17 protein-coding genes are annotated in these 14,992 nt (G+C 70.7%); 11 read left to right on the top strand and 6 right to left on the bottom strand.

Features of this window, described 5'->3' with window-relative positions; translation table 11 throughout:
* Positions 1–203: 203 nt before the first annotated feature.
* Positions 204–533: a type II toxin-antitoxin system PemK/MazF family toxin gene (locus ACIBNA_RS16515; RefSeq protein WP_399165900.1), complete on the top strand. Its 330-nt coding sequence runs from the start codon at positions 204–206 to the stop codon at positions 531–533.
* 88 nt (positions 534–621) lie between these two features.
* Positions 622–1,350, top strand: a complete 729-nt coding sequence (locus ACIBNA_RS16510) for an SDR family oxidoreductase (RefSeq protein ID WP_399165899.1) — start codon at positions 622–624, stop codon at positions 1,348–1,350.
* A gap of 473 nt (positions 1,351–1,823) precedes the next feature.
* On the opposite strand, the gene ACIBNA_RS16505 is transcribed toward ACIBNA_RS16510, so the two are convergent.
* Positions 1,824–2,093, bottom strand: a complete 270-nt coding sequence (locus tag ACIBNA_RS16505; RefSeq protein WP_399165898.1) for a hypothetical protein — start codon at positions 2,091–2,093, stop codon at positions 1,824–1,826.
* A 38-nt stretch (positions 2,094–2,131) separates the two neighbouring features.
* On the opposite strand from ACIBNA_RS16505, the gene ACIBNA_RS16500 reads away from it, so the two are divergent.
* The 3 genes from ACIBNA_RS16500 to ACIBNA_RS16490 all read left to right on the top strand — a co-directional run bounded on the left by ACIBNA_RS16500 (position 2,132) and on the right by ACIBNA_RS16490 (position 4,129).
* Entirely contained in the window at positions 2,132–2,845 is a 714-nt protein-coding gene (locus ACIBNA_RS16500) for a site-specific integrase (protein ID WP_399166060.1), read from the top strand.
* A 79-nt stretch (positions 2,846–2,924) separates the two neighbouring features.
* The gene (locus tag ACIBNA_RS16495; RefSeq protein ID WP_399166059.1) at positions 2,925–3,839 is read left to right on the top strand and encodes a HipA family kinase; all 915 of its coding nucleotides are present in this window, start codon (positions 2,925–2,927) and stop codon (positions 3,837–3,839) included.
* Entirely contained in the window at positions 3,836–4,129 is a 294-nt protein-coding gene (locus tag ACIBNA_RS16490) for a SelT/SelW/SelH family protein (RefSeq protein WP_399165897.1), read from the top strand. The genes ACIBNA_RS16495 and ACIBNA_RS16490 overlap by 4 nt, the downstream gene beginning before the upstream one ends.
* 1 nt (position 4,130) lies before the next feature.
* Here ACIBNA_RS16490 and aceB read toward each other — a convergent pair whose 3' ends face one another.
* Together aceB and ACIBNA_RS16480 are read right to left on the bottom strand one after the other, a co-directional pair.
* Positions 4,131–5,756 carry a malate synthase A gene (gene aceB, locus ACIBNA_RS16485; protein WP_399165896.1) on the bottom strand — a complete coding sequence of 542 codons (1,626 nt, stop codon included), beginning with the start codon at positions 5,754–5,756 and terminating at the stop codon, positions 4,131–4,133.
* 206 nt (positions 5,757–5,962) lie between these two features.
* The gene (locus ACIBNA_RS16480; RefSeq protein ID WP_399165895.1) at positions 5,963–6,577 is read right to left on the bottom strand and encodes an NTP transferase domain-containing protein; all 615 of its coding nucleotides are present in this window, start codon (positions 6,575–6,577) and stop codon (positions 5,963–5,965) included.
* Positions 6,578–6,772: 195 nt separating this feature from the next.
* Here ACIBNA_RS16480 and ACIBNA_RS16475 point away from each other — a divergent pair, with 195 nt between their 5' ends.
* Positions 6,773–7,102, top strand: a complete 330-nt coding sequence (locus ACIBNA_RS16475; RefSeq protein ID WP_399165894.1) for a DUF5955 family protein — start codon at positions 6,773–6,775, stop codon at positions 7,100–7,102.
* A gap of 257 nt (positions 7,103–7,359) precedes the next feature.
* Here the strand turns inward: ACIBNA_RS16475 and allR are convergent, their stop codons facing one another.
* Positions 7,360–8,157, bottom strand: coding sequence for an allantoin degradation transcriptional regulator AllR (allR, locus tag ACIBNA_RS16470; protein ID WP_399165893.1), 798 nt, complete (start codon positions 8,155–8,157; stop codon positions 7,360–7,362).
* 257 nt (positions 8,158–8,414) lie between these two features.
* Between allR and allB the strand changes: the two genes are divergently transcribed.
* Both allB and alc read left to right on the top strand, forming a co-directional pair.
* Positions 8,415–9,755 (top strand): allantoinase AllB, encoded by a 1,341-nt coding sequence (gene allB / locus ACIBNA_RS16465; RefSeq protein WP_399165892.1) that lies wholly within the window; start codon positions 8,415–8,417, stop codon positions 9,753–9,755.
* Between the two features lie 52 nt (positions 9,756–9,807).
* Positions 9,808–10,923 carry an allantoicase gene (alc, locus tag ACIBNA_RS16460; protein WP_399165891.1) on the top strand — a complete coding sequence of 372 codons (1,116 nt, stop codon included), beginning with the start codon at positions 9,808–9,810 and terminating at the stop codon, positions 10,921–10,923.
* A 90-nt stretch (positions 10,924–11,013) separates the two neighbouring features.
* Here the strand turns inward: alc and ACIBNA_RS16455 are convergent, their stop codons facing one another.
* Positions 11,014–11,757, bottom strand: a complete 744-nt coding sequence (locus ACIBNA_RS16455; protein WP_399165890.1) for an SDR family oxidoreductase — start codon at positions 11,755–11,757, stop codon at positions 11,014–11,016.
* Positions 11,758–11,932: 175 nt separating this feature from the next.
* Between ACIBNA_RS16455 and ACIBNA_RS16450 the strand changes: the two genes are divergently transcribed.
* Together ACIBNA_RS16450 and ACIBNA_RS16445 are read left to right on the top strand one after the other, a co-directional pair.
* Entirely contained in the window at positions 11,933–12,559 is a 627-nt protein-coding gene (locus ACIBNA_RS16450; protein ID WP_399165889.1) for a dihydrofolate reductase family protein, read from the top strand.
* 152 nt (positions 12,560–12,711) lie between these two features.
* Entirely contained in the window at positions 12,712–13,107 is a 396-nt protein-coding gene (locus tag ACIBNA_RS16445; protein WP_399165888.1) for a ribonuclease domain-containing protein, read from the top strand.
* Between the two features lie 48 nt (positions 13,108–13,155).
* Here ACIBNA_RS16445 and ACIBNA_RS16440 read toward each other — a convergent pair whose 3' ends face one another.
* The gene (locus tag ACIBNA_RS16440) at positions 13,156–13,356 is read right to left on the bottom strand and encodes a hypothetical protein (RefSeq protein WP_399165887.1); all 201 of its coding nucleotides are present in this window, start codon (positions 13,354–13,356) and stop codon (positions 13,156–13,158) included.
* Positions 13,357–13,536: 180 nt separating this feature from the next.
* Here ACIBNA_RS16440 and ACIBNA_RS16435 point away from each other — a divergent pair, with 180 nt between their 5' ends.
* A complete protein-coding gene (locus tag ACIBNA_RS16435) occupies positions 13,537–14,817 on the top strand; it encodes a histidine kinase (RefSeq protein WP_399165886.1) in 1,281 nt (426 codons plus the stop codon).
* The last annotated feature ends 175 nt before the right edge of the window (positions 14,818–14,992 follow it).

The following is a 14,992-nucleotide window of genomic DNA, read 5'->3' as shown; positions in this document are numbered from 1 at the left end:
TCGGAAAACTGAAGCAGTTCAGAGCCGTGGCCACCCGCTGTGACAAGCGCGGATACGTCTACCTCGACACTGTCACCGCCGCCGCAGTCGTTATCTGGCGCTGCTCATGATCGGCCGGAGCCCACACGGATGGGGCCGACAATGAGGTGTTCGACCCGGGGCGCACCGCAGAGTTCGCCCGCCGCTCTATGTCAGGAGGGCCTGTGCAACGTGGCGAAGTCTGGTGGGCGGATATCGACGAGCGGCGGCTTGTCGTACTGCTCTCGGAGGAAGCGTCCGAGTTCCGGGCGATGCAGGTCGTCGCTCCCGCCGGCACCGAGCTCAGAGGAGTGGCCGCTGAGCTGGCAGTAGGTGCCTCCGAAGGGCTACCTGTTGAAGGCGTGCTGCGAGTCGCATTCCCCCGCCCCGGCCTCATTCCTTGCACGTGGCTGGTCACCTTGACTCGGAAGGACCTGGTCGAGCAGGCGGGAGTCCTGTCGTCCGCGAAGCTTGGTGATCTTCAGGAACTCCTCCACCTCGGTGGACTTGAGTAGGAGCTGCACCGTGACCGCCAACGCACTCCTCGTCTGGCTCCGATAGTGCTCGAAGAGACAGACCCTATGTAGAAGGAGGTGTGCGCTTGTGGATCTGACTGGGCGCACAGTGGTAATTACCGGGGCCGGGCGTGGGTTCGGGCGAGCGTTGGCCCTGCTGGCAGGCCGGCTGGGTGCGCGCGTGTTCGTGTCCGCACGAGCTCTGGCTGCGGCACAGAGGGTGGCCGATGAGGTGGCGACCGACAGCGGCGCGAGAGTCGACGCGTTCGCCTGCGATCTGGCCGACCCGGCCTCCGTCCGGGCCTTCACGGAGGGGATCGCTGCCCACGCCGACCGCGTGGATGTGCTGATCAACAATGGTGCCCGCTACCTGGAAGGCCCCGATCTGTGGGACGCCGATGACGACGCGATCACCGACACCATCGCCTCCGGAGCCACCGGCACACTGCTGACGGTCAAACACTTCCTGCCGCTGCTGCGCGCCTCTGTTGGTGCGGACGTGGTCAACGTGGTCTCCTCCGCCGCGGAAGCCCGAGACCACCGCTCCCGGGCACACCCCGCGTTCTACGCAGCCAAGGCCGCCCAGGCCGGCTTCGCCGACATCCTCTCCCACCGGCTCCGCCCCGAGGGTATCCGTGTCATCTCGCTCTATCCGCCGGACTTCACGGACGGTGACCCGCTCCACTCCACCTGGGATCACGCTTCCCGGACCGCAGACGGCCCACTGACCGCCCAATCCGTGCTCGACTGCGTCCTGTTCGCGATCCGCCAGCCGCGAGACTGCTTCATCCGGTCCTTTCACTTCGAGCAGATGTAGGCGCCCGCCCAGGGGTAGCCAGCGGGCTCGGGCGCCAGGCGGGCGCCGTGGCAGGCCGGGCAGGTGTGCGTGGTGGACCGTCAGCGGACGGGAAAGGCGCGGACGACTGAATGGGGCCGGGGCCTCGCGCAGCTGCCGGTTCTCCGACGCCAGCTGGTTGACCACACGCACCAGTGCTTCCACATCGGTGCGTAGTTGGGCCAGCTCGGCCTTGTCCTTCTGCCGGAGCTCCTTGAGCCGTACGACCTGCAGGCGCAGCCGGGCCTCGGCATCGGTCGGTTGTCCTCTCTCTTTGACCTGTGCGTAGAAGTTGTTCTTGAGATCCAGATGGCGCTGGGTGAGTGCGTTGCGCGGTACGCCCGCTTCTTGGGCCAGGGCGACGACCGTCAGCGCGCCGTTGGAATGCTGCGGGGTGCCCTGCAGGATGCGGTCCATGGCCGCGCGGATACGGTCACGTTCGTCGGGTGCAGGGCTCATGCGGTGCCGTCCTGGAGGGTGGCGCGGGTGCGGTGGTGAGCGTCGGCGAGGTCGCGCAGCCGGGTGGCGTTGTCGCGCAGGCGCTCGCCCAGCGGGCCGGGAAGTTGGCCTGCCTGCTGGTCAAGCGCGGTGGCACGGCGCCGGAGGCCGGCGGCGTGCTCATCGGTGCGGGCGATGTTCGCGCAGGCGGGGACGCACTGGTCGAGGCTGTGGGCGTCCCTGAGGCCGCGGTGGCACAGAGCCTTGTCGCGCTTGTAGACGCACATCACCGAAGGCGCCGAAGGAGCGACGCGAAGCGTGGCCGCTGGAGACGGCGCTCCGAGTCCGTGATGGGATCAGCCCGCGGCACCGAATAGCCGTCGTCGTCGGGCTGGGGTGCGGACTTCGCCAGGGCGAAGTCTTCGGTTTGAGCCCGGAGGACATCGACTATGCCCGAGGCGTTCTCCACGTCCGTCGCCAAGTTCAGGCCATCAAGGGGAGGTTGTACTTCGCCCTGCCGAAGGGGGCGAAGACGCGCACCGTCGACATGCCCTCCTCGGTGGCGGACGAGCTGAAGCGTCACGTCGAGGCGTTCCCGCCGGTGGAGGTGGAGCTTCCGTGGGGGAGGCCAGAGGCGGACGAGCAGCGGAAGAAGTTCTCCCTCCTGCTCACCACCCGATTCGGCAACGCCGTGGCGGTGAACACGTGGAATACCTACACCTGGAAGCCGGCGCTGGCCAAGGCCGGCGTCATTCCGCCGCGCGCCAAGGGTGCGAAGGACTGGCAGTGGGAGGCGGCGCCGAAGGACGGCTTCCACGTGCTGCGGCACACCTACGCCTCGATCATGCTGGAGGCGGGGGAGTCCGTGGTGACGCTGGCACGATGGCTCGGGCACTCCTCCCCGGCTGTCACGCTTGGTTACTATGCTCACTTCATGCCGGAGGCCGGAAGTAAGGGGCGCACCGCCATTGACGGACTGCTGGGGAGAACGGGAGACGAGCATGCCAGCCGAAACTCCCCAGATTCTCCCCAGGGTTGAACGGGGAGGTTTTCCCGGATTGCACCGCGTTGGAGCTGGCCGTGAAATGTCAGGCAATCGAGCTGTGGGGCCTTTGAAGATGCTGAGAGAGGTCACCGCCACCCGCTACATCGAGCCCCTGGTCTCCGGCGGCTCGGTCCCCGGCGTCGTCGAGGCCGACGACCTGGGCACGTACGTCGTGAAGTTCACGGGCTCCGCGCAGGGCCGCAAGGCGCTGGTCGCCGAGGTGATCGTGGGGGAACTGGCCCGCGCCCTCGGGCTGCGCTTCCCCGAGCTGGTGCTGGTGCACTTCGACCCGGTGATCGCGCAGGACGAGCCGCATCAGGAGGTGCGGGGGCTGCACACGGCCAGCGCGGGCGTGAACCTCGGCATGGACTACCTGCCGGGCGCCCGGGACTTCACGCCGGAGATCGCGCGGGTCTTCCCCGTCGATCCCCTGGAGGCGGGGAGGATCGTCTGGCTCGACGCCCTGACCGTGAACGTCGACCGCACGGTGCACAGCTCCAACTTGATGGTCTGGCCCACCCTGGGCGTCGCGCCCCCGCGCCTGTGGCTGATCGACCACGGTGCCGCGCTCGTCTTCCACCACCGCTGGGACGGCACCGACCCGGCCAAGGCCTACGACTTCCGGCACCACGCTCTCGGCCACTACGGGCCCGACGTCCGGGCCGCCGACGCCGAGCTCGCTCCCAAGGTGACCGGCGAGCTGCTGTGCCGGATCCTCGCCGAGGTCCCGGACGCCTGGCTCGCGGACGAGCCGGGCTTCGCCACCGCGCAGGAGGCGCGCGAGGCGTACGTGTCGTACCTCCACGCGCGCGTGCGGGCCTCCGAGGCCTGGCTGCCCACCGACTTCCCCAGCCGGGAGGAGCTCGCCGCCGAGGAGGCCCGCAGGGCGGCGCGCAACCAGCAAGGACGCCCCGCGTGGCTCAGGCAGGTCCCCGACCTGCACGGCAAGCCCGCGGCCGAACAGGATTGGTCGGTGCACCTCGGATGAGTGGCCGTGTCGAGATCGAGTACTGCACCCAGTGCCGCTGGCTGCCCCGCGCGGCCTGGCTGGCGCAGGAGCTGCTGACGACCTTCGAGGTCGAGCTGACGGAACTGGCCCTGAAACCGGGCAAGGGCGGGGTGTTCGTCGTACGCGTCGGCGACGAGGTCGTCTGGGACCGCCGCGAGCAGGGCTTCCCCGAGCCGACGGCCGTGAAGCGGGCCGTACGCGACCGAGTGGCCCCGGGGAAGCCCCTGGGCCACTCGGACAAGCCGTCCGCTGGGCCGTCCGCGGACTGAGTCAGCCCTTGAGCTGCTCGTACGCCGGGAGCGTCAGGAAGTCGGCGTAGTCCTCGTCGAGGGAGACCTTCAGCAGCAGGTCGTGCGCCTGCTGCCAGTTGCCGGCCGCGAAGGCCTCCTCGCCGATCTCGGCCTTGATGTTCGCGAGTTCCTCGGCGGCGACCTTGCGGGCCAAATCGGCGGTGACCTTCTCGCCGTTGTCGAGGACGACGCCCGCGTTGATCCACTGCCAGATCTGGGAGCGGGAGATCTCGGCGGTGGCGGCGTCCTCCATCAGGTTGAAGATCGCGACCGCGCCGAGTCCGCGCAGCCAGGCCTCGATGTAGCGGATGCCGACCTGCGCGGCGTTCACCAGGCCCGCGTACGTCGGCTTGGCGTCCAGCGAGTCGATCGCGATCAGGTCGGCCGCCTTGACGTCGACGTCCTCGCGCAGGCGGTCCTTCTGGTTGGGCTTGTCGCCGAGGACCTTGTCGAAGGACTCCATGGCGATCGGCACCAGGTCGGGGTGGGCGACCCAGGAGCCGTCGAAACCGTCGTTCGCCTCGCGGTCCTTGTCGGCGCGGACCTTCTCGAAGGCGACCTTGTTGACCTCCGCGTCCCGGCGGGACGGGATGAACGCCGCCATGCCGCCGATCGCGTGCGCACCGCGCTTGTGGCAGGTACGGACGAGGAGTTCGGTGTACGCGCGCATGAACGGGGCCGTCATCGTCACCGCGTTGCGGTCCGGCAGGACGAACTTGGCGCCGCCGTCCCGGAAGTTCTTGACGATGGAGAACAGGTAGTCCCAGCGGCCCGCGTTCAGCCCGGAGGCGTGGTCGCGCAGCTCGTAGAGGATCTCCTCCATCTCGTACGCGGCCGTGATCGTCTCGATCAGCACGGTCGCGCGCACGGTGCCCTGCGAGATGCCGACGTAGTCCTGAGCGAAGACGAAGACCTCGTTCCAGAGGCGGGCCTCCAGGTGTGACTCCGTCTTGGGCAGGTAGAAGTACGGGCCCTTGCCGAGGCCCAGCAGACGCTTGGCGTTGTGGAAGAAGTACAGGCCGAAGTCGACGAGCGCGCCGGGCACCGGGGTGCCGTCCGCGTCGACGAGGTGACGCTCGTTCAGGTGCCAGCCGCGCGGGCGCATGACGACCGTGGCGAGTTCCTCGTTCGCCTTCAGGGCGTACGACTTGCCGGACTTCGGGTCTGTGAAGTCGATGTTCCGGGTGTAGGCGTCGATCAGGTTGAGCTGGCCGAGGACCACGTTCTCCCAGGTGGGCGCGGAGGCGTCCTCGAAGTCCGCGAGCCACACCTTGGCGCCCGAGTTGAGGGCGTTGATGGTCATCTTGCGGTCGGTGGGGCCGGTGATCTCGACCCGTCGGTCGTTCAGGGCGTCCGGGGACGGGGCGACCTTCCAGGAGTCGTCGGCGCGGATCGCCGCGGTCTCCGGGAGGAAGTCGAGGGTGGAGGTCCGGGCGATCTCGGCGCGGCGCTCGGCGCGGCGGGCGAGGAGCTCGTCACGCCGGGGCGTGAAGCGGCGGTGCAGCTCGGCCACGAAGGCGAGCGCCGCTTCGGTGAGGACCTCCTCCTGCCGGGGCAGGGGCTCGGCGTCGACGATGGCCAGCGGGGACGGCGCTGGTGCGGACATGAACTGTCACTTCCTTCAGCGAGCTACGAAGACGAGTCGGCGTTCGGCACCGGGTGCCAGTCTTCCCGGATACGGCGTTCGGCGCCCGCGGAGCCCTCGGGCGCTTCTGAACAGTGGATACTAGTTTCCTCATGGTGGAAGTTCAATCGTCTGTTGATGTCGAGACTCTCCGAGTCGAGGCAAGGTGGCGCTCCGTGCCACCCCGCTCACTCAAGGTGGGTCAGGTCGGCCTCCGTGTCGATGTCGAAGGGTCGGGCCACGTCCCCGCACTCGACGAGCGTGATCCCCGGCTCGTGCTCCTTCAGATAGGCGCGTGCCCCTCGGTCCCCGGTCGCAGTCGCGGCGATGCCCGCCCAGTGGGCGGCACCGAACAGGACCGGATGGCCGCGCACTCCGTCGTACGCGGCCGACACCAGCGACTCCTCGCCCTCGTACGCGCCGAGCACCCGGGCCACCGCCTCCGGGCCGATGCCGGGCTGGTCGACGAGGGAGACCAGGGCGGCCGCCGCGCCCGTACCGGCGAGCGAGTCCAGCCCGGCCCGCAGGGACGTCCCCATGCCCTGTTCCCAGTCGGGATTGCCGACCAGGACGCATCCCGGCAGTGCGGCGCGCGCCCGGACCTCGTCCGCCCGTGCGCCCAGCACCACATGGACCCGCTCGCAGCCGCCCTCGCGCAACACCCGCACCGCGTGCTCCACGAGCGGCCGTCCCCGGTGGGTGAGCAGTGCCTTGGGGCGCCCGCCGAGCCGCCGCCCGCCCCCGGCGGCGAGCAGCACCCCCGCAACCGCAGGCGCCCTGTTCGTCGTCTTACGTGTCGTCATGGATCCTGCATACCGCACGACCTCAGGCCGAGAAGTTACGCAGCGGAGCAAGTCGATGACGCAATGGACTGGCGCCTGGTGGCCCGCGTCGTTTACTGTCGCCCGCACCGACCGGCCGGGCGGCCGACCGGTGCCCGGTGTGGGGGACTTCGCGTCGGAAGGGCACGCGCACGACGGAGTGCGAGGGGGAGGACTGTGTTGCGGAGCGTTGAGCAGAGGCGGCAGGGGCCTGTGACCGGCGGCGACGAGGATCCGCGCGTGACGGAGCTGCGCTCCGCCGTCGCCCGGCTGCGTCGCCGGCTCGCCGCGCATCCCGGTCGGTTCGCCGACCGGGCCATCGCCGAGGAGGAACTGGCCGCGCTGGACGCGATGGCGGCCGACGGCACCCCCGAGATCCCGCGGTTGCGCCGCTCCCTCCTGCTGATCGCGGGCGCGATCGGCTCGGTGAGCGCCCTGGCCCAGGAACTCGCGGAGGTCCGCCGGGCCGTGGACCTCTTCGGGGGGCCGGTGCGGGGGCAGGGCTAGGGTCTGTCGTTTGGATCAGGTCGCAGGGAGTTGACGGCATCTCGTCAGTCCCGCGTCTGCGACCTGATTCAAACGACAAGCCCTAGGCGTGCCCGGAGGGCCGCCCGGTCCACCGGGTGTGCGGCGCGGTGTCCCTACGGCCGTGTCCTGGGGCGTTCCGGCGTCCCTCGGCCCTGGCGTGGGGCGAACCCGAGGGCTCGCCCGGCCGAGCGGCGCCGTCCCGCCCGTCCGTCCACCCGGCCGGTGCCGTCAGGCCATCACGCGGGGGTCTGGCTGGCCAGGGCCTCGGACAGTTCGCCGGCGACCTGCTGGAGCACCGGCACGATCTTCTCCGTCGCCGCTTCCGTGACGCGGCCCGCCGGGCCGGAGATGGAAATGGCCGCGGCGGTGGGGGAGTCGGGGACCGGGACCGCCAGGCAGCGGACGCCGATCTCCTGTTCGTTGTCGTCGATCGCGTAGCCCTGGCGGCGCACGTCCTCCAGCGCCACGAGGAACCCGTCGGGCGTCGTGATCGTCTTGTCCGTCGCGGCGGGCATGCCCGTACGGGTGAGCAGGGCGCGCACCTCCTCCGGCGGGAAACCTGCGAGCAGGGCCTTGCCCACGCCCGTGGAGTGCGGCAGCACGCGCCGGCCGACCTCCGTGAACATGCGCATCGAGTGCTTCGACGGCACCTGTGCCACGTAGACGATCTCGTCCCCGTCCAGCAGCGCCATGTTCGCCGTCTCGCCGGTCTCCTCGACCAGCCGGGCGAGATAGGGCCGCGCCCAGGTGCCCAGCAGCCGGGAGGCGGACTCGCCGAGGCGGATCAGGCGGGGGCCCAGCGCGTACCGGCGGTTGGCTTGCTGGCGTACGTACCCGCAGGCCACCAGCGTGCGCATCAGGCGGTGGATGGTCGGCAGGGGCAGCCCGCTGCTCGCGGACAGCTCGCTCAGACCGACCTCGCCGCCCGCGTCCGCCATCCGTTCGAGCAGGTCGAAGGCGCGCTCCAGGGACTGGACCCCGCCGTTGGCGGAGGACCGGGCGGAGTCGGTGGTGCTGGCGCTGGACGTCGGCACGGCGCGTTCCTTTCGGGACTGGCGGAAGAGCAGAAGCCTACCCGGCAGTCGGTTGACTCCCCGCTTGTACGTAGCTACGTTCTGCGCACTGGAAGCTTAATTCCGCTTTGTGGAAACGTCCAGGAGTGGTCGCGTGGAAGGTGCCGTAGCCCAGTGTGCCCTTGACTGTGCGGGAGAGGGAGTGAAGACTCCTTCAACAGAAAGTTGATTTCCGTTACGTGGAAGTTAATGGAAGCAAGTGGAAGTAAGGGGTTCGGGTGTCCGACGCTGAACTGGTGCTTCGCTCGACGCGTGTCATCACTCCGGAGGGGACGCGCGCCGCATCGGTCGCGGTCGCCGCCGGCACGATCACGGCCGTCCTCCCGTACGACGCACCCGTACCGGAGAATGCCCGTCTGGAGGACCTGGGCGACCACGTCCTGCTGCCCGGCCTGGTCGACACCCACGTGCACGTCAACGACCCCGGCCGCACCGAGTGGGAGGGCTTCTGGACCGCCACCCGCGCCGCCGCGGCCGGCGGCATCACGACCCTCGTCGACATGCCCCTCAACTCCCTCCCGCCGACCACGACCGTCGCGCACCTGCGGACCAAGCAGCAGGTCGCCGCCGACAAGGCGCACATCGACGTCGGCTTCTGGGGCGGCGCCCTGCCGGACAACATCAAGGACCTGCGCCCGCTGCACGAGGCCGGCGTCTTCGGCTTCAAGGCGTTCCTGTCGCCGTCAGGCGTTGACGAGTTCCCGCACCTGGAGCGGGACCCGCTCGCCCGCACCATGGCCGAGATCGCCGCCTTCGACGGCCTGCTCATCGTGCACGCCGAGGACCCCCACCTCCTCGCCTCCGCCCCGCAGCAGCCCGGCCCCAGGTACGCCGACTTCCTCGCCTCCCGCCCCCGGGACGCCGAGGACACCGCCATCGCCCAGCTCATCCGCGAGGCCAAGGCCCTCGACGCACGCGTGCACGTCCTGCACCTCTCCTCCAGCGACGCCCTGCCGATGATCGCGGAGGCGCGGGCGGAGGGCGTCCGCATCACCGTGGAGACCTGCCCCCACTACCTGACCCTCACCGCCGAGGAAGTCCCCGACGGCGCCAGCGAGTTCAAGTGCTGCCCGCCGATCCGCGAGGCAGCCAACCAGGACCTGCTGTGGCAGGCGCTGGCCGACGGCACCATCGACTGCGTCGTCACCGACCACTCCCCGTCCACCGCCGACCTGAAGACCGACGACTTCGCGACGGCCTGGGGCGGCATCTCCGGACTCCAGCTGAGTCTGGCGGCGGTGTGGACCGAGGCCCGGGGGCGCGGGCACGGCCTGGAGGACGTGGTCCGCTGGATGTCCGCGCGGACGTCCGAACTCGTCGGGCTCGACGACCGCAAGGGCGCCATCGCGCCGGGCCGCGACGCCGACTTCGCCGTCCTCGCCCCCGACGAGACCTTCACCGTCGACCCGGTGGCCCTCCAGCACCGCAACCACGTCACGGCGTACGCGGGCAAGACCCTGTACGGCGTCGTGAAGTCCACCTGGCTGCGCGGGCAACGCATCGTCGCGGACGGCGAGTTCACCGAACCGAAGGGCCGACTCCTCACCAGGCAGCCGTAGACCTCCCGGCATCCGCATCCACACCGGCCGACTCCCGAAAGGCATCTATCCCGTGACGGCGATTCCCAGCTTCACCGGCGACGCGAACCCCTACGGAGGCGGCGACCCGTACGCGGACTACCGCACCGCCGACTTCCCCTTCACCCAGTACGCCAACCTCGCCGACCGGCGCCTCGGTGCCGGTGTCATCGCCGCCAACGACGAGTTCTTCGCCCAGCGCGAGAACCTGCTGGTGCCCGAGCGCGCCGAGTTCGACCCCGAGCACTTCGGGCACAAGGGCAAGATCATGGACGGCTGGGAGACGCGGCGCCGCCGGGGCGCGTCGGGCGACCACCCGTGGCCGACCGCCGAGGACCACGACTGGGCGCTGGTCCGCCTCGGCGCCCCGGGCGTGGTCCGGGGGATCGTCGTCGACACCGCGCACTTCCGCGGCAACTACCCGCAGGCCGTGTCCGTCGAGGGCACCTGCGTGCCGGGCTCCCCGTCGCCCGAGGAACTCCTCGGGGACGACGTGAAGTGGACGACCCTGGTCCCGCGCAGCCCGGTCGGCGGCCACGCGGCGAACGGTTTCTCCGTCGCGGTCGAGCAGCGCTTCACGCACCTGCGGGTCAACCAGCACCCCGACGGCGGCATCGCGCGCCTGCGCGTGTACGGCGAAGTCGTCCCGGACCCCGCGTGGCTGGAGGTGCTGGGCACCTTCGATGTCGTCGCCCTGGAGAACGGCGGCCAGGTCGAGGACGCCTCCAACCTCTTCTACTCGCCCGCCACCAACACCATCCAGCCGGGCCGCTCCCGCAAGATGGACGACGGCTGGGAGACCCGGCGCCGCCGCGACCAGGGCCACGACTGGATCCGCTACCGGCTGGCCGCCCAGTCCCGGATCAGCGCCCTGGAGATCGACACCGCGTACCTCAAGGGCAACAGCGCCGGCTGGGCCTCGGTGTCCGTGCGCGACGGCGAGGACGGCGAGTGGCGGGAGATCCTGCCCCGCACCCGCCTCCAGCCCGACACCAACCACCGCTTCGTACTCCCGGCCCCGGCCGCCGGCACGCACGCGCGCGTGGACATCTTCCCGGACGGCGGCATCTCCCGGCTGCGGCTGTTCGGCTCCCTGACGGAGGACGGTGCGCGGCGCCTCGCGGCGCGTCACCAGGAGCTGGGCGGCTGAGCCGCCCCCGCTCCAGGGGCGCACCGGCCCGACAGCACCGGTGCGCCCATGGAACCTGTGCGCCCTATCGCACCCTGTGCGCCCCCTGCCTCACGCCGCGTGCCCGCCGTCCACGGCGAACTCCGCACCGGTGACGTACGTCGCGCCCGCCAGATACGCCACCATGGACGCCACCTCGTCCGCCGTCCCGAACCGCCCCAGCGCCGTCATCGCCGCCTGGCCGGCCGCGTACGGCCCGTCCGCCGGGTTCATGTCGGTGTCGATCGGCCCGGGATGGACGAGGTTCGCCGTGATTCCGCGCCCGCCCAGCTCCCGGGCCAGGGCCTTGGTCATACCGGCCAGGGCCGCCTTGCTCGTCGCGTAGAGCGTCCCGCCGGGCCCCGGCACGCGATGGGCCATGCAACTGCCGATCGTGATGATCCGCCCGCCCTCGGGCATGCGCGCGGCGGCGGCCTGGGAGGTCAGGAAGACACCGCGCACGTTGACGGCGAGGACCCGGTCCACGTCCGCGAGCGACAGGGTCTCCAGTGGCCCGAGCACCCCCACGCCCGCGTTGTTCACCAGGACGTCGAGGCCGCCCAGCGCCTCGGCCGCAGCGGTCACGGCACCGGCCGCCTCGGCGGCGTCCGCCGCGTCCGCGCGCACCGCCACCGCCCGGCGCCCCAGCGCCTCCACGGCCCGTACGACGTCCTCGGCCGCCTCCTTGCCGTTCACATAGCCGACCGCCACGTCCGCGCCCTCCCGGGCCAGCCGCAGGGCCGTCGCCGCGCCGATGCCACGGCTCGCGCCGGTCACGAGAGCCACCTTGCCGTCGAGAGTTCCTTGAGAAGTCATGTGTCCATCCCACCGGCCGACCGACCGCGGCGCTGGCGGTGAACGGACGTCGAGATGGGCGCATCCGGTCCCTCGCGACAGGGGCCGTACGGCCGAGCGATGAGTTGCGGATGCCCACGGGGTCTGAACCGATGACAACAGACCCCGACCGTTTTCGAGAAGAAGGGCACCCGCCATGGGCAAGCTCGTCTCCACCCTCTTCGTCACCCTCGACGGCGTCTACCAGGCCCCCGGCGGCCCTCACGAGGACACCCGCGGCGGCTTCACCCACGGCGGCTGGAGCTTCCCGTACGCCGAGGAGGACTTCGGCCGGTTCATCGACGAGGTCTTCGCACGTCCGAGCGCCTTCCTGCTCGGGCGGCGTACGTACGACATCTTCAACACGTTCTGGCCGAAGGTGACCGACCCCGCCGATCCGGTCGCCTCGAAACTCAACGCACTGCCGAAGTACGTCCCGTCCTCGACCCTCAAGGACCCCGAGTGGGCGGGCACCACCGTGCTCACCGGCGACCTCGCCAAGGAGGTCACGGCCCTGAAGGAGCGCACGGACGGCGAGATCCAGGTGCACGGCAGCGGCGCACTCGTCCGGTCCCTGCTGGCCCTCGGCCTCGTCGACTCCCTCCACCTGCTGACCTTCCCGGTCGTGCTCGGCGCCGGGTTCCGGCTGTTCACGGAGGGCGCCGTACCGACCGCGTTCCGGCACGCCGGAGGCAGCGTCACCAGCACGGGCGTCTCGATCCAGACGTACGAGGTGGCGGGCCGCCCGCACTACGGCGAGTACGTGCTGCCGGAGAACGCGTAACCGCCTTGCCTCGGCGTCCTCATCGGCCCTGGTGAACAGCGCGTGGGGGCGCCGGAGGGCAGGTTAACTCCCCGCTAACTCATCGGACTTGACGGGAAAATCTCCGAGCTTGTCATTGACATGCCACTGTCTACGCGCGTCATCATGTGCGCATGAATTTCCCCCCACGCGCCTCGCGGCTCGGCGCAGCAGCCGCCCTCCTGTCCGCCCTCCTCGTCGGCGGCACCGTCTCCGCCACCACGGCCGACGCGGCCCCCACCGCCGTCGGCAACATCTGCTACAGCGACTTGCCGTCCCAGGCCCACGACACGCTCGACCTGATCGAGCAGGGCGGCCCCTTCCCGTTCGAGCAGGACGGCACCGTCTTCCAGAACCGGGAAGGCATCCTGCCGAGCCAGTCGTCCGGCTACTACCACGAGTACACGGTCATCACCCCGGGCTCCTCCACGCGCGGTGCGCGGCGCATCGTCACCGGTGAGGAGAACCGGGAGGACTACTACACGGCCGACCACTACAAGTCGTTCGACCTGGTCGACTACGGCTGCTGAGCCGGGCGGCCGCTTCCGTGGACGCCGGCCGGAAGTCCGCCCGGGTGCTCAGACGGACTTCCGGCTCCCGGCCGCCGCGAACAGGGCGATGCCCAGCACGAGCAGGGCGACGCTCGCGTAGATCTCGTAGCCGTCGAGGAACCCCAGTCGTTGCACGAGGCCCCAGTTCCAGTCGGTGAACTCGTGCACCAGGCCCGCCACGCCCTGTACGAGGGCGAGGAAGCCGAGAATCTCCAGTACCTGCTTCATGAGACGAGCCTCGCCCCGCGGACCCCCACACACATCGGCCGCGGGGCGAGCGTCCGTTGGACGGAAGTCCCTGTTCGGACCCGGTCGGCCACGTCGAAAGTCTGCGATGCGGTGACTTTGGTCGACGATTGACGGCCAGGGGGAGGTGAACGGGCCCTGGTCTGCGTAGATTTGTCGACCGTGAGTGGTGACAACGCGGGGCAGGCCTCCCCGGTTCTGACGGGCGAGACACAGACACCTGCACTGTTCACCGGGCGCAGGTGGTTCGTCCCGTCCGCCCTTCTGCACGAGCTCGACCCCGACGCCGCACGGGCCGGGCGACGGCCACGGCGTACCGCCCGCGACTGGGTCGTCGACTTCTCCTGCTTCGTGCTGGCCGTGCTGGTGGGCGCGGCCGCCATAGAGGCGCTCAACGACAACCCCCATGTCCCGGAAGGACTGGCCGTCGTCGACCAGCTGACCGGGGCGCTGGCCTGCGCGGCCGTCTGGCTGCGCCGCCGTTGGCCGCTGGGGCTGGCCGTGGCGATGACTCCCGTCACCTTCATCTCGGACACGGCGGGCGGGGCGGGGCTGATCGCCCTGTTCACCCTCGCCGTGCACCGCCCCTTCCGGTACGTGGCCTGGGTGGGCGGCATCAACGCGGCCCTGACCCCGCTGTACTACTGGTTCCGCCCCGATGCGGACATCCCCTACCTGCTGAGCGTGGTCTTCGTGATACTGCTCACGGTGGCGATCGTCGGCTGGGGCATGTTCGTACGAGCCAAGCGGCAGCTCATGGTGAGCCTCAGGGACCGGGCCCGGCGGGCCGAGACGGAGGCGCGGCTGCGGGCCGAGCAGGCGCAGCGGCTCGCCCGTGAGGCCATCGCGCGGGAGATGCACGACGTGCTCGCGCACCGGCTGACCCTGCTGAGCGTGCACGCGGGCGCCCTGGAGTTCCGGCCCGACGCGCCACCGGCCGAGACGGCGCGGGCGGCGGGTGTGATCCGGGAGAGCGCGCACGAGGCCCTCCAGGACCTGCGCGAGATCATCGGCGTCCTGCGGGCGGGGGAGCCCGACGACACGGGGCGGCCGCAGCCGACGCTCGCGGGGCTGGACACGCTGGTCGCCGAGTCGCGTGAGGCCGGCATGAAGGTGACCCTCGACAACCGCGTCGACGACGCCGCCGCCGTTCCGTCCTCCGTGGGCCGCACCGCGTACCGAATCACCCAGGAGGGCCTGACCAACGCCCGCAAGCACGCGCCCGGCACGGAGGTCACGGTGTCCGTCACCGGCGCACCGGGCGACGGCCTCACCGTCTCCGTGCACAACCCGCCCCCCGAGGGCGAGGTGCCACCCGTCCCCGGCTCCGGCCAGGGCCTGATCGGCCTGACGGAACGAGCGACCCTCGCGGGCGGCCGCCTGGAGCACGGCCACACCCCGGAGGGCGGGTTCCAGGTGCGGGCGTGGCTGCCGTGGGGCTGAGGCACGGCCTCGCGGATCCGTCCCGGCTGTCCGCAAGGCCCGCCGGGCCTTGGTGGCGGCGGAGTCTCCGTTTGGGGCGGCTAGGGCCTGTCGTTTGGATCACGCCGCAGACGCGGGGTCTGGCACGCACCTCTGCGGCGTTGTCGTCGGTTGCCGACTCCCCCAAGCTCTCGAC

This window comes from Streptomyces sp. NPDC050164, from assembly GCF_044459945.1.
GTDB lineage: Bacteria > Actinomycetota > Actinomycetes > Streptomycetales > Streptomycetaceae > Streptomyces > Streptomyces coeruleorubidus_A.
This window is presented reverse-complemented; position numbering and strand designations above follow the sequence as displayed.